This is a genomic window from Marinomonas lutimaris (assembly GCF_019426345.1).
Lineage (GTDB): Bacteria > Pseudomonadota > Gammaproteobacteria > Pseudomonadales > Marinomonadaceae > Marinomonas > Marinomonas lutimaris.
This window is the reverse complement of sequence record NZ_JAHLLW010000006.1, coordinates 125,889-138,985: the sequence shown is the minus strand read 5'-3', so window position 1 is coordinate 138,985 and position 13,097 is coordinate 125,889. Positions and strand designations below refer to the sequence as shown.

Genomic DNA, 13,097 nt, shown 5'->3' with positions numbered 1-13,097 from the left:
TTTAAAGCTTAATCTCCACTTCGTGGCTTTTTTCTTCTACTGTTGTGTTAGAAGAGTCTGCCTCGACAAGCATTTCTGCGGTTGCTACAGATGATACCGTAAGGGCAACTGGGATTTGATCCCCTTGCTCTTCGATGATCATGGCTGGTTTGCGGTTGATGCGATACAGGGCAACCAGTGCAACCGTCATATTAAGACTAGCGACAAACCAGAATAAGGCGTTTATTTGTAGCGTATCCATTAAGGCCGCCGCTATTAAAGGTCCTAACATCCCGCCAATACCGTTCAGCAATATCATGCCACTACTCGCGGAGAGGATTTGCTCTGGACGTAATTGGTCATTCATATGAGAAGAGGCAAGCGAATACATAGGGAAGGTAAATGCACCCAATGCAAACATGCCGACCATCATTAATATTTGGCTATTTATTACGCCACCTAGCGGCACAATAAAGGCTACTAATGCGCCGACAACGCCAACCCAAAGTATGGTGACACGACGATCTTGGCGATCAGATAATTTCCCTATTGGCCATTGTAGTAACATCCCGCCTACATAACTTGCGCCAATAAAAATCGAAATCTCAGCAATGTTCAAGCCGATGGTTTTAGCATAGAGTGCGCCTAGACCTAATAGTGCCCCCGAGGTTGCCCCAGCAATGGTGACACCTGTAACACCGAGTGGTGCGGTTTTAATCAAACCAAGAATATTGAGTTTTTCCGGCACGTTGATGGTGGGAGATGGCGTTCGAACCAACAATAACGGCACAACAGCTAAAGAAATTAATACTGAGGTCAAGATGAACAAACCGTAACCGCTAGGAGACGATAGGTTTAATAATAGCTGACTGATGGTTTGGCTTGCCCAAATTTCGATAATATAAATCGAAAATAAACGACCGCGGGTTTTGTTGGTTGCGATATCGTTTAGCCAGCTTTCGGTAACAATAAATAGACCTGCGTAACACAAGCCTGTGCCCATTCGCATTAACATCCAGAACCATGGGTTAACCACAACCGATTGCATCAAAATGGTAATAGAAGCTAAAGATGCCACAGCGGCAAAGACTCGAATATGGCCCACATTTTTGACCCAGTTTGGCACCAAAAGGGAGCCAAGAATAAAGCCAAGATAGTAGGCGGACATAATCAAACCTGTCGCTGTCGTATTAAACCCCTCAATAGAGGCTCGAATACCGATCAGTGAGCTTTGCAAGGCGCTTGCCATGGTAAGTACAGCAATACCTATGAGCAGACTCCAGATTGGGAACAGGGTTTGCTTTAACATTCAGTGTCCTTTTGGGCTTTCTATAGTAAACATAAAATTCATAATGGGTCGGGTTGATCATTATTTCGGCTGACTATACGGATTGAGTCCCTGATTGCAATGACAAGCAGGTGATGAATTCGTATTTTTAGTCATAGAACATATCATAGCCCATAAATTGTGACCGTACGGATTGCTGCATGGCAATATCTTATGCAAATCACATACCTCCTAAGGGATATGGTGTTTTATTATCTTGCTCAGTTAGTTTAGACAATAGAGCGAAAAATGAACCATTTAAGAAAGGACATAACATGAAGACCTATCAAGAATGGCAAGCGTTACGAGCCAGCATTAAGGTGCCATATGACGCTTACATCAATGGACAATTTGTTGCTGCGCAAAGCGGCGAGACATTCGATTGCATCAATCCAAGCGATGAATCATTACTTGCTAAGGTGGCTAGCTGCGACAGCGGCGATGTTGATCTTGCTGTGGCTGCGGCAAAGCAAACCTTCAAAAGCGGTGTTTGGTCGGAATTGGCGCCGGGCAAACGCAAGCGTATTTTGCAAAAATGGGCGGACTTGTTGGAACAGCATCAAGATGAGCTAGCCTTGATTGATACCCTCGACATGGGGAAATCTATTTCCGAGATGGTCGGCATTGATGTGCCTGATTCGCTTGATTGTTTGCGTTGGTCGGCAGAATGCATTGATAAACTCTATGGCGAAATTGCCCCAACGAATCCACAGAACCTTGCCTTAATTAGCCGCGAACCGTTAGGTGTGGTTGCTATTATTACACCGTGGAATTATCCGCTGATGATGGTAATGTGGAAAATTGCGCCTGCGCTTGCCGCAGGCAATAGTGTCATTCTGAAACCTTCCGAAAAATCACCATTAAGTGCGTTACGCATTGCGCAATTAGCGACTGAAGCTGGAATGCCTGATGGTGTGTTTAATGTGTTGCCAGGGTTTGGCCATACGGCGGGCAAGGCGCTGGCGTTACATCATGATATTGGCACCTTGGCGTTTACTGGTTCTAGTCGTGTGGCTGGCATGTTGATGCAGTACGCAGGTCAATCCAATATGAAGCGTGTTTGGCTGGAAGCGGGTGGCAAATCGCCTTGTTTGGTGTTTGATGATTGCAAAGATATAAAAGCCGCAGCCAAAGGCGCTGCAACAGCGATTTTCACCAACCAAGGAGAAGTCTGCATTGCTTGCTCGCGTTTGTATTTGCACAGCAGTATCAAAGAGGAATTTATGGTCGAGCTACTAAAAGCTGCCCGTGAATATGTGCCAGCAGATCCACTCGATCCCGCCACAAAAATGGGGCCAATGGTCGACAAAGCTCAGTTTGATACCGTGTCAGGTTTTATCCAAAGTGCTATTGATGACGGTGCAACGCTAGAACTTGGTGGCGTGCCTGAGTATCAGCAAGGTAAAGGCTTCTTTATGAATCCGACGATTTTCTCCGATGCTGATCACACGATGCGTTTCGTGCAAGAAGAAGTATTTGGTCCTGTGTTGGCGGTGATGACCTTTGAAACGGAAGAGGAAGCTATTGATCTTGCCAACGACTCTAAATATGGCTTAGGTGCGGCGATTTGGACCAATGATTTGTCTCGCGCTCATCGCGTTAGTCGCAAGCTTGAATCTGGCATGGTGTGGGTAAATACCTGGGGTGATGGCGATACAACCGTGCCGTTTGGTGGTGTGAAAGCGTCGGGTAATGGCCGAGATAAGTCTTGGCATGCGCTCGAAAAATACACCGAAATCAAAAACACTTGGATACGTCTTTAATCATAATGGTTAAAGGTTAATGCTTTCGAAAGGAGTACCTAGTTTATGCCTTCACCAAGTCATGTGAACTCGTATTATGCTGATTCTGCCAACGATAAGGTGTTACGTCCTCAGTTAGCGGGGGAGCAACGTTTTGACGTTTGTGTGATTGGTGCTGGATTTACGGGCATTTCCACCGCGTTGAGTTTGGCCGAAAGGGGCCATAAGGTCGTGGTATTAGAAGGCTCTCGAATTGGCTTTGGTGCTTCTGGTCGTAATGGTGGTCAGATAGTAAATAGCTTCAACCGCGACATTGACTACATTACCGCCCAATACGGTGAGGTTATTGGTGAAAAAATGGCGGCGATGGCGTTTTCGGGTCAAGCTTTGATTCGTCAACGCGTGGCTAAATACAACATAGATTGCGATTTGAAAACGGGCAATATTTTTGCTGCTTGCAATTCTAAACAGTTCGAATCGTTAAAAGCGAAAAAAGCCCTTTGGGAAGCCCATGGACACGAAGGCCTGAAGCTATTGTCCGCATCTTCTATTCAAGACCATATTGGCTCCGAACGTTATGCGGGTGGCTTGTTAGACATTCATGGTGGTCATATTCAGCCCTTGAATTTGGTCTTGGGTCAGGCGCGGGCGTTTGAATCTTTAGGTGGCGTGATTTATGAGGATTCAAAAGTCATTCGGATCGAGCAAGGCAAGCCTGCCAAAATTATTACGGAAAATGGCTCGATTGTCGCGGATACTGTTGTTGTGGCGGGAAATGCGTACGTGTTTGGTTTAATTCCAGAAGTGGAGAAAAAAGCCATGCCTTGTGGCACTCAGGTCATTGCTACTGAACCGCTTTCTAAGGATTTACAAAAGCAGTTATTGCCTACGGATCATTGTGTGGAAGACGGTAATTATTTATTGGATTATTACCGATTATCTGGCGATGGACGTTTAATTTATGGTGGTGGTACCACCTATGGCGCTCGTGAACCGGATAAAATCGAAGCGATTATTGGCCGTAAAATGCTTAAAACTTATCCTATGTTGAAAGACGTTAAGATCGATTTTGCTTGGACGGGTAACTTTCTACTAACCATGATGCGCATGCCGCAAGTGGGAAAAATTGGCGATAACCTGTATTACGCGCAAGGTTATTCTGGTCATGGTGTAACAAACTCTCATTTGATGGGAGAGATCTTGGCTGATGCGATCGAAGGGGATATTGCTCGTTACGAAGTGTTTGCCAGCATGCCTCAGTATCCATTCCCAGGCGGCCGTTTATTGCGTGTACCTTATACAGCGATGGGCGCAGCGTATTATAGTTTGCGAGATAAGTTAGGTATTTAATCTCTAGCGTTTATCGATCAGCGATCAGCGCTACGAGGCTCGTCTAGTTTCATCATGATGATCTAGATGAGTCAAAAATAGCGTGAAAATTTCCGATTGTGTCGAAGTATTGAGTCGGGAGTGGATATTCTTGCGATGGACTTTCACTGTTCCCGCACTAATTTCCAATAGATCTGCAATGGATTTTGACGAATGGCCACGCAACAACAATTCCAGCACTTCCTGTTCTCTATTTGTCAGTACGCCGCGAGCAAAGGTTTTTAATGCGTAGTTTAGCGGCCCAGAGCTGGTGGTTTTCTCTACATATTCGCTTTCTTGGGATAACCAAAATTGGCAAACAAGCGCATCAATCATAGGAAAAAGGCTTTTTAGGTGATTCAGTTCGGTGCGGCGGATTGAGCCTATGGCCTTCTTTCTGCCCAATGAAATCGCGCACCTGGTGTCTTTATTTAGCGGAATGATCAGGTTAATTTCATCTACCAAGTCAAAATCGCGATAACAAGTTTGGTAGTACTCTGTGTCTTCAAAGGAGTCAGGGGATAAATCTGCCAGACGGTAAATTCCTGGCGAAATTCCCATTTGAATACCATTAAAAACCGGATCTAAAAGATAAGCTTTACTCAAATAAAAGCGCAGCGCAGCACTTTGTTGTGCTGGGTCTTGTGGGTGAATCAATATGGGTTTGAGGGCTTTTTTATAAGTGATGATAGTAATGGTGTCGAAATGGCAAAGCTTGCTCAAAAAATCATCTAGCATGGCAGGGAAACTAGGTACACGCACATAGTTGGTTAGCGTGGCCAAATCCCGAATTAGCTCTGAAATAGTTGGATGTTCTAAGGTGATGTTTTTTTGCATACCTGCCTCGATTTATTTCCTGTTTGCTTCAAATTAGGGCGCTTATGTTTTGTGTTTATTTCCATCGATCCATTTTGATGCGTTTACCTATATTCTAGGGAAAGTCTTATCTTGGAAATTGATTTCTATCTCATGACAATGCAAGAAGTTGAACAATTATTTAGTTTTTATAACGACTTGCCATCATTTTTGCATATACCCACTTGGGGATAGTTACTCATAACATTTGCTTAGGGTAATGTGAAATTATTGTGATCAGGAGTGAATAAAAACAATCCATTAAAAGATCGGTATCGACACAAAGTTCAGCTTTTATTCAGCAACTTTCTTACTGTTGCCCCATTTTAGAAGAGTATTTTATATGTCGGAAATGAACGAAGGGAACACAGAGTTTGATTTATTTATTGCCGATTTAAATGGCAATCTTCGAGGTAAGCGCATTCCTGCGAGTGGTTTAGACACTGTTATGGCCCAAGGCGTTAAATTGCCGCAATCGGTTATTGGCTTTGACAACTGGGGGGATGATGTTCTTACCAATGGTTTGGTCTTTGAAACCGGAGATACCGACGGCGTTTGCATGCCTGTTTATGATGAGCCGACATCTGTGCCTTGGGCGGAATCGCCCCGAGATCAAGTGTTAGCCATGATGTTCAATATGGATGGCACGCCTTTTTATCCTGATCCACGGCAGATCCTAGTGCGTATTGTTGATCGTTATAAAGCATTAGGTCTAACACCAGTAGTGGCGACTGAGCTGGAGTTTTATTTATTGGATGGTGAATCCGAATTTAAACGTCGTCCAGAAGAGCCAATTATTAACGATGGAAATGGTCGTAGGTTGAGCGAAACAGATTGTTATTCGATCGATGAAATGGATGGGTTGGAAGGCTTTTTTACCGAGGTTCGTGAGGCTTGCGAAGCTCAGGGAATTCCGGCTGATACGATAGTGTCAGAATTAGGTCCTGGACAGTTCGAAATTAATATGCAACACACCAATGACGCAGTATTATCCGCCGATCATGCGATCCTTTTTAAACGCTTGGTCAAAGGTGTTGCCCGTCGTCATGACTTGGGTTCCACCTTTATGGCAAAACCTTATGCCAATAAAAGCGGCAGCGGGATGCATGTGCATTTTAGTTTGCTGGATGAAACGGGCAAAAACGTATTTGATAACGGTGATGAAGATGGCTCTTTGCTGCTTCATCAAGCGGTGGCAGGTTTGTTGGATCATATGCCAGAATCTATGCTGGTATTTGCGCCACATATGAACTCTTACCGCCGTTTTCAAAATGGTGCTCATGCGCCAACTTTTGCAAGTTGGGGTTATGAGAACCGCACGGTTGCTGTACGCATACCGGAAAGTGAATGCGAGGCTCGTCGTATAGAGCATCGAGTCGCTGGTGCGGATGCGAACCCTTATCTTGTGTTGGCGGCAATATTGGGCGCAGCATTGCATGGTATAGAAGCCAAAATGTCACCGCCTGAGCCAATTATAGGGGACGCATACGCCGTTTATGAACGCTATGAAGCCTTACCAAATCGTTGGGAATTGGCGACGGAAGCGTTTAAAGACAGTGCATTTATGTGTGAATATCTTGGTGACACCTTTGTCCGAGTGTTTAGTGCGGTGAAGGAGCAAGAGCAGGAAAAAATCTATGGGCGTATTTCCGATGTGGAATACGAAGCGTACTTATAAAGTTTAAACGTTGGCTTTGGCCAATGTCATTAGCTTATTTATTAGTTAATAGTGGGAGATCCCTAAATGAAAAACAAAGCGCTTGGTTTTATGCTCGCATGTGCGGCTAGCTCTGCAACACTTCACGCACAAGACGTCGTTAATATTTACAACTGGTCTGACTATATGGCACCAGGCACTTTGGAGCAGTTTACCGCTGAAACTGGCATTAAAGTGAACTACGATGTATACGACAGTAACGAAGCTTTAGAAGCCAAAATGATGGCTGGCGGTTCGGGTTACGATGTCGTTATGCCGTCGAACTCCTTTTTCGAACGCCAAGTGAAAGCGGGCGTTTATCAGACTATCGATAAAAGCAAATTAAGCAACATCGGTAATTTGGATGGCACCTTGCTTAAACAAATCGAAAAACACGATGCGGGCAACCAACACAACATTCCTTATGCTTGGGGAACAATCGGTATTGGTTACAACACGCAAATGATCGAAGAACGTTTGGGTACCAGTGATATCGATTCATGGGATATTTTATTCAACCCTGAGATTGCGGCTAAGTTGAAAGACTGTGGCATTGCGGTATTGGATTCACCAGCCGAGGTGATGTCTATCGTCAATAATTACCGTCAAGTTGATCCAAATTCAGAAGACACGAAAGAGTTGGAAGCATCGGCAAAATTGATGAGCCAAGCTCGTCCTTTTATTAAATATTTCCATTCTAGTACCTATATTTCTGATCTAGCGAATGGCGAGATTTGTGTTGCTATCGGTTATAACGGTGACATTCTTCAATCCCAAGGCCGAGCAGAAGAAGCCAATCAAGGTGTTGATATCAATTTCGTGATTCCAAAAGAAGGCACCTTGGTGTGGTTTGATTTGATGGCGATTCCAGCGGATGCACCACATCCTGCGGCGGCATTGGCATTTATTAATTATATTTTGCGCCCAGAAGTAGCTGCGTCGATTTCTAACTATGTGTATTATGCCGTGCCGAATAAAGCCGCTGAGCCATTGTTGGACGATGAAGTGGTTTCCAACAAGGGTATTTATCCTACGCAAGCTGTGAAGGATAAGCTTTATGTACAAGTTGCTCACACGGCGCGTTTTGATCGTTCTTTGACTCGTGCATGGACGAATATTAAAACAGGTCGTTAATCGACGTATCGGCGGGGCTTTCTTGCTCCGCCATTTTTTCGCTCAATCATTTGGATAGGTCGTAGGTTATGTCTGCTTTTCCCAATACTTCTACTGTACAGACGCAATCTGTGCCGACATGGCGTCAAAAAGACGCTAAGCCATTTGTGCAAATTGAACAAATCACCAAGCAATTTGGCCAGTTTACTGCGGTTAATTCGGTATCGCTTGATATTTATCGCAATGAACTTTTTTGTTTATTGGGTGGCTCAGGTTCAGGGAAAAGTACCTTGTTACGAATGTTGGCAGGATTTGAAGAGCCAACGTCCGGTCGTATTCTAATTGATGGCGTTGATATGACGGGCATTCCACCTTGGGAACGTCCGGTTAATATGATGTTTCAATCTTATGCCTTGTTCCCGCATTTATCGGTCGAAGCCAACGTGGCTTTCGGTTTGAAGCGTGAAGGGTTAAAAAGCGCAGAAGTAAATAAACGTGTTGCTGAAATCTTAGGCATGGTTCAGTTAGGCCATCTAGCGAAACGCAAACCTCACATGTTGTCTGGAGGACAGCGTCAGCGCGTTGCTTTGGCTCGTTCTTTGGTAAAGCGTCCAAAGCTTTTGCTGTTAGACGAGCCATTGGGTGCTTTGGATAAAAAACTGCGTGAAGAGACTCAGTTTGAATTAATGCGTTTGCAAGATGAGTTGGGTATTACCTTTATTGTGGTAACTCATGACCAAGAGGAAGCCATGACTTTGGCAACGCGTATTGGCGTGATGAACAATGGCGACATTGTTCAGACGGCAGAACCTCATGAAGTATATGAATATCCACAAAACCGATTTGTTGCCGAATTTATTGGAAACGTTAATTTGTTTGACGGTACTGTAATGGATGAAGAGCGGGACAGTACAACAATTCGTAGCTCGGATATCGATGGATTATTGAAAGTTGACCATGGCATTAGTGGCGCGCCGAACCAAAATGTGAGCGTGGCGATTCGTCCTGAAAAAATCCGTATTAGCCGTGAGCCAATCGATTTAGCAGTAAATGCCACAACGGGTGTGATTTCTGATGTGGCGTATATGGGCAGTCAGTCGATATTCAAAGTTCGTCTTAATTCCGGCAAAGAAATCCGTATTACTCAGCCCAATGTGTCTCGCGAAATGGGCAACCGTTTAACTTGGGAAGATCGCGTTTTTCTCTCTTGGGGCGCGGATAGCTGCGTTGTGTTAGTAGCATGATGTTGAGTAAGCTGCGTTTGGGGCGAATGGCGGTTATTCTGGTGCCAATGTTGTGGTTGGCAGCGTTTTTCTTTATTCCTTTTTTGGTGGTGTTCAAGATCTCCCTAGCCGAGGCCATGATTGCGGTGCCGCCGTATTCACCTTTGCTGCAATGGGATTCGAGTAATGCTTATCTTACGTTTAAAGTGACGTTTGGCAACTACCTGTATTTGTTTGAATCACGCTTTTATTTGGATGCGTATTTAAGCTCGTTAAAAATAGCGGCCATATCGACGTTTTTTGCTTTGCTAATTGGTTTTCCGATTGCCTATTTGATTGCTCGCAGTCGTCCCACTATGCGGACGATTTTGCTCGCCTTGGTTATTTTGCCTTTTTGGACGTCTTTTCTATTGCGTGTTTACGCTTGGATGGCCTTGTTGAAAAAGAATGGCTTGGTTAACGATTTCTTACTGGCTACTGGCATTATTGATCAGCCAATTCAAATTTTGCAGACCGACTTTGCTGTCTATCTTGGCATTGTTTATACCTATCTACCGTTTATGATTTTGCCCTTGTATACCACTCTGGAAAAAATGGATTTAAACCTTCTGGATGCGGCGCAAGATTTAGGTGCGAAGCCTTATCAGTCATTCTTCTTGGTGACCTTGCCATTGGCGAAGCCGGGGATTATTGCTGGCTGTTTGTTAGTGTTTATTCCAGCGGTTGGGGAGTATGTGATTCCGGCCTTGTTGGGCGGATCGGATACCTTGATGATTGGCCGTGTGTTGTGGGATGAGTTCTTTTTAAATCGTGATTGGCCTTTGGCATCTGCCGTGGCGGTGGTCATGCTGATTGTTTTGGTTGGGCCAATTATGTTTATGCGAAACAGCAATAAGGAGGCCGAATGAAACAGGGCAGTTCAGTAGCTTTAAAAGTGATGGCTGGTGCGGGCTTTGTGTTTCTGTATGCGCCGATTATTGCCTTGATTGTGTATAGCTTTAATGAATCCAAACTGGTCACAGTGTGGGGCGGTTGGTCGTTAAAATGGTACGTCGAATTGTTCCGCAACGAGCAAATTATGAGTGCGGCTTGGGTAAGTCTGAAAATCGCTTTTATCAGTGCGACCTTGGCGTCTGTGTTGGGTACTTTAGCGGGTTTTGTCTTGAGTCGAATGCGTAAGTTCGCAGGCAAAGCCATGTTAACCGGTTGGGTGACAGCGCCTTTGGTGATGCCAGAAGTCATTACTGGCTTATCTTTGTTGTTGTTGTTTGTGTCTTTGGAAAACATGTTTGGTTGGCCTGCTGGTCGTGGTGTAACCACCATCGTTATCGCTCATACAACCTTTTGTTTGGCTTATGTGGCCGTGGTTGTGCAATCTCGCTTAGCTTCTTTGGATGAGACATTAGAAGAAGCGGCGATGGATTTAGGTGCCAAACCTATATCCTTGTTCTTTTTGATTACTTTGCCTTTGATTGCACCTGCGATTATCTCTGGTTGGTTGTTGTCTTTTACCTTGTCGTTGGATGACTTAGTGATTGCCAGTTTTGTTTCTGGCCCAGGTAACAGCACCTTGCCAATGGTGATTTTTTCGAAAGTCCGTTTAGGCGTGACGCCAGAAGTGAACGCTTTGGCGACCTTGATGATAGTGACGGTGTCGATTGCTGTCATCGCGGCGATTGTAATTATGCATAGACAAAATCGTTTTAAAGATACGAATAAATAGTGCTGTTTATTGAAAAACATTTTAAGGATAAATGAATGAAGATCGGTATTTTTGCTGCAGGTATTACACCTGATTCTTTACTGGGCGAGTTCCCAACCTACGCCAATATGTTTGCCGAACAGCTGGGGAAATTACAACAAGATTTTTCTTTTGTTACATATGATGTGCGTTTAGATGAGTTCCCAAATAGTGCTGAAGAATGTGATGCTTGGTTGATTACCGGATCGAAAGCTGATGCCTATTCTGATGAACCTTGGATTCTGCGTTTGTGCACTTTGATCAAAAATATCGATCAGTTACAGCGTCCTTTGGTCGGCATATGTTTTGGCCATCAAGTCATTGCTCGTGCATTGGGCGGACGCGTTGAAAAATTCCAAGGCGGCTGGGGCGTAGGCATTCATCAATATGATATATGTGGATCTTTGCCAGTGCTTCCAGAGGCAAAAGAGCTTGCCTTGTGTGCTTTTCATCAGGATCAGGTCGTTGAAAAGCCTGCACGTGCGCGAGTGATTTTACGTTCAGAATTTTGTGAAAATGCAGGCTTGCTTTATGAAGATCATATTTTGACTTTTCAGGGGCATCCTGAGTTTTCCAAAGTGTATGAAAAAGCCTTGGTCAATTTATACGATGGTAAGCAACTTACTCAAGAGCAAGCCAAGACAGCTTTAAATTCTCTTGAAAGCAGCGACATTCATTCTAATCAGATGATGTCGTGGATTGGTTTGTTTTTAAAGAAAGAGTCTTAAAAAATAAAGACTCTCTGTGAAACGGCTTTTGTATTTTGTTAGGGTAATCGATCCAGCATAGAGTAATACAACATCCCCGCGACTAACCCCGGCCAACGCAGTAATGTACCGCCGGGGAAGTCTTTTATCGGTAAACGCTCAAAGGCGTCTATGCCTTCTAGAGAACCTTGTACCGCTTTTGCAAAAATAGCGCCCGCGTAAGTCGCCAGCGCCACGCCATGACCAGAATAACCTTGTGCGACAAAGATATTTTGCTCTTGTCGAGCAATATGCGGCATGCGATTTAGCGTGATGGCTAAAGTGCCACCCCAAGCGTAATCAATTTTGTGAGAGGCCAGTTCTGGATAAACTTCAACCATGTGCTTTTTTACAAAGCTCGCGATGTCTTTGGGGAAATGTTGGCTGTAGTTTTCACCGCCGCCCCAAAGCAAACGTTGGTCAGCAGACAGGCGGAAATAGTTCACCACAAATTTTGAATCAGCCACTGCGACTCGTTCAGCATTGATGCGATTTGCCTGTTCATCACTCAAGGGTTCCGTGGCAATAATGAAGTTATTAATCGGCATGATTTTTTTCGCCGCTGCGCCATTAAGTTTGCCCAAATAACCATTGCAAGCGAATAGCAGGTAGCGACAACGTATCTTGCCTTTTTCGGTAATAACCTCCGGTTTCTCACCCGTTTTATAAGAGATGACAGTGGAGTTTTCGTAAAGCGTGGCGCCATGAGCAGTTGCCGATTGCGCCATGCCTAAGACGAAGTTAAGCGGATGAATGTGCGCGCCTTCTTGATAAAATTCGCCACCAAAATAACGGTCCGTGCCGAGTTTTTTAGCAACCTCGTCAGCGGTTAGATAGTCGACTGCGCTGTAGCCTAATGTATTGCGTTTGTATTCCACGGATTCTTTAATTTCGTCACCATGACGGCGTTTGCTGGCGACGTGCAAAACGCCTGCAGTCAAGTCGCAATCTATGTTGTAGCGCTTAACAAGTTCTTTCACTAAAGCAACCGAGTCCACCGAGCTTTGCCATAGCAAATCGGCGGTGTCTTTGCCGACCTGTTTTATCATGTCTTCGTGGCCCATGTTATGACCTTGGCAAATCTGACCACCATTACGACCAGACGCTCCCCAGCCAATTTTATTGGCTTCGACTAAACTTACTTTAAAGCCAGCTTCAGCTAAATGCAGTGCGGCAGAAACGCCAGTAAAACCACCACCAATAATACAGATATCGGTTTCTTGTTCGCCTGTTAGGTTTGGGTAATCTGTCTGTATATTCGCTGTTGCGGCGTAGTAGGATGCTTCGTGAGTATTCACTTGGTGAGT

Annotated in this window: 11 protein-coding genes; 8 read left to right on the top strand and 3 right to left on the bottom strand. The window is 44.6% G+C overall.

All coding sequences use genetic code 11. The annotated features are described in order from the left end of the window. Nucleotide 1 precedes the first annotated feature (1 nt). Complete coding sequence (locus tag KPL72_RS09285) at nucleotides 2-1,288, bottom strand: MFS transporter (RefSeq protein WP_212916237.1); 1,287 nt, start codon at nucleotides 1,286-1,288, stop codon at nucleotides 2-4. A gap of 293 nt (nucleotides 1,289-1,581) precedes the next feature. On the opposite strand from KPL72_RS09285, the gene KPL72_RS09280 reads away from it, so the two are divergent. Together KPL72_RS09280 and KPL72_RS09275 are read left to right on the top strand one after the other, a co-directional pair. Beyond that, nucleotides 1,582-3,069 (top strand): aldehyde dehydrogenase, encoded by a 1,488-nt coding sequence (locus tag KPL72_RS09280; protein ID WP_219702545.1) that lies wholly within the window; start codon nucleotides 1,582-1,584, stop codon nucleotides 3,067-3,069. Between the two features lie 45 nt (nucleotides 3,070-3,114). Beyond that, nucleotides 3,115-4,398, top strand: coding sequence for an NAD(P)/FAD-dependent oxidoreductase (locus KPL72_RS09275; RefSeq protein ID WP_219702544.1), 1,284 nt, complete (start codon nucleotides 3,115-3,117; stop codon nucleotides 4,396-4,398). Between the two features lie 30 nt (nucleotides 4,399-4,428). Here KPL72_RS09275 and KPL72_RS09270 read toward each other — a convergent pair whose 3' ends face one another. Further along, nucleotides 4,429-5,253, bottom strand: coding sequence for a response regulator transcription factor (locus KPL72_RS09270; protein ID WP_212916234.1), 825 nt, complete (start codon nucleotides 5,251-5,253; stop codon nucleotides 4,429-4,431). A gap of 361 nt (nucleotides 5,254-5,614) precedes the next feature. On the opposite strand from KPL72_RS09270, the gene KPL72_RS09265 reads away from it, so the two are divergent. The 6 genes from KPL72_RS09265 to KPL72_RS09240 all read left to right on the top strand — a co-directional run bounded on the left by KPL72_RS09265 (nucleotide 5,615) and on the right by KPL72_RS09240 (nucleotide 11,772). Continuing rightward, nucleotides 5,615-6,949: a glutamine synthetase family protein gene (locus KPL72_RS09265; protein WP_072841108.1), complete on the top strand. Its 1,335-nt coding sequence runs from the start codon at nucleotides 5,615-5,617 to the stop codon at nucleotides 6,947-6,949. A 66-nt stretch (nucleotides 6,950-7,015) separates the two neighbouring features. Further along, entirely contained in the window at nucleotides 7,016-8,101 is a 1,086-nt protein-coding gene (locus KPL72_RS09260) for a polyamine ABC transporter substrate-binding protein (protein WP_219702543.1), read from the top strand. 68 nt (nucleotides 8,102-8,169) lie between these two features. Beyond that, complete coding sequence (locus KPL72_RS09255) at nucleotides 8,170-9,324, top strand: ABC transporter ATP-binding protein (protein WP_219702542.1); 1,155 nt, start codon at nucleotides 8,170-8,172, stop codon at nucleotides 9,322-9,324. After that, complete coding sequence (locus KPL72_RS09250) at nucleotides 9,321-10,211, top strand: ABC transporter permease subunit (protein ID WP_212916231.1); 891 nt, start codon at nucleotides 9,321-9,323, stop codon at nucleotides 10,209-10,211. The genes KPL72_RS09255 and KPL72_RS09250 overlap by 4 nt, the downstream gene beginning before the upstream one ends. Next, nucleotides 10,208-11,026, top strand: a complete 819-nt coding sequence (locus KPL72_RS09245) for an ABC transporter permease subunit (RefSeq protein WP_212916230.1) — start codon at nucleotides 10,208-10,210, stop codon at nucleotides 11,024-11,026. The genes KPL72_RS09250 and KPL72_RS09245 overlap by 4 nt, the downstream gene beginning before the upstream one ends. A gap of 35 nt (nucleotides 11,027-11,061) precedes the next feature. Beyond that, entirely contained in the window at nucleotides 11,062-11,772 is a 711-nt protein-coding gene (locus tag KPL72_RS09240; RefSeq protein WP_219702541.1) for a glutamine amidotransferase-related protein, read from the top strand. 38 nt (nucleotides 11,773-11,810) lie between these two features. On the opposite strand, the gene KPL72_RS09235 is transcribed toward KPL72_RS09240, so the two are convergent. Next, nucleotides 11,811-13,088: an NAD(P)/FAD-dependent oxidoreductase gene (locus KPL72_RS09235; RefSeq protein WP_212916228.1), complete on the bottom strand. Its 1,278-nt coding sequence runs from the start codon at nucleotides 13,086-13,088 to the stop codon at nucleotides 11,811-11,813. Nucleotides 13,089-13,097 lie beyond the last annotated feature (9 nt).

Bases quoted from the DNA above. Each gene is read 5' to 3' on its own strand.
- KPL72_RS09280 (WP_219702545.1), top strand. From the start codon at position 1,582: ATGAAGACCTATCAAGAATGGCAAGCGTTACGAGCCAGCATTAAGGTG.
- KPL72_RS09260 (WP_219702543.1), top strand. From the start codon at position 7,016: ATGAAAAACAAAGCGCTTGGTTTTATGCTCGCATGTGCGGCTAGCTCT.
- KPL72_RS09255 (WP_219702542.1), top strand. From the start codon at position 8,170: ATGTCTGCTTTTCCCAATACTTCTACTGTACAGACGCAATCTGTGCCG.
- KPL72_RS09270 (WP_212916234.1), bottom strand. From the start codon at position 5,253: ATGCAAAAAAACATCACCTTAGAACATCCAACTATTTCAGAGCTAATT.
- KPL72_RS09265 (WP_072841108.1), top strand. From the start codon at position 5,615: ATGTCGGAAATGAACGAAGGGAACACAGAGTTTGATTTATTTATTGCC.
- KPL72_RS09275 (WP_219702544.1), top strand. From the start codon at position 3,115: ATGCCTTCACCAAGTCATGTGAACTCGTATTATGCTGATTCTGCCAAC.
- KPL72_RS09285 (WP_212916237.1), bottom strand. From the start codon at position 1,288: ATGTTAAAGCAAACCCTGTTCCCAATCTGGAGTCTGCTCATAGGTATT.
- KPL72_RS09245 (WP_212916230.1), top strand. From the start codon at position 10,208: ATGAAACAGGGCAGTTCAGTAGCTTTAAAAGTGATGGCTGGTGCGGGC.
- KPL72_RS09240 (WP_219702541.1), top strand. From the start codon at position 11,062: ATGAAGATCGGTATTTTTGCTGCAGGTATTACACCTGATTCTTTACTG.
- KPL72_RS09250 (WP_212916231.1), top strand. From the start codon at position 9,321: ATGATGTTGAGTAAGCTGCGTTTGGGGCGAATGGCGGTTATTCTGGTG.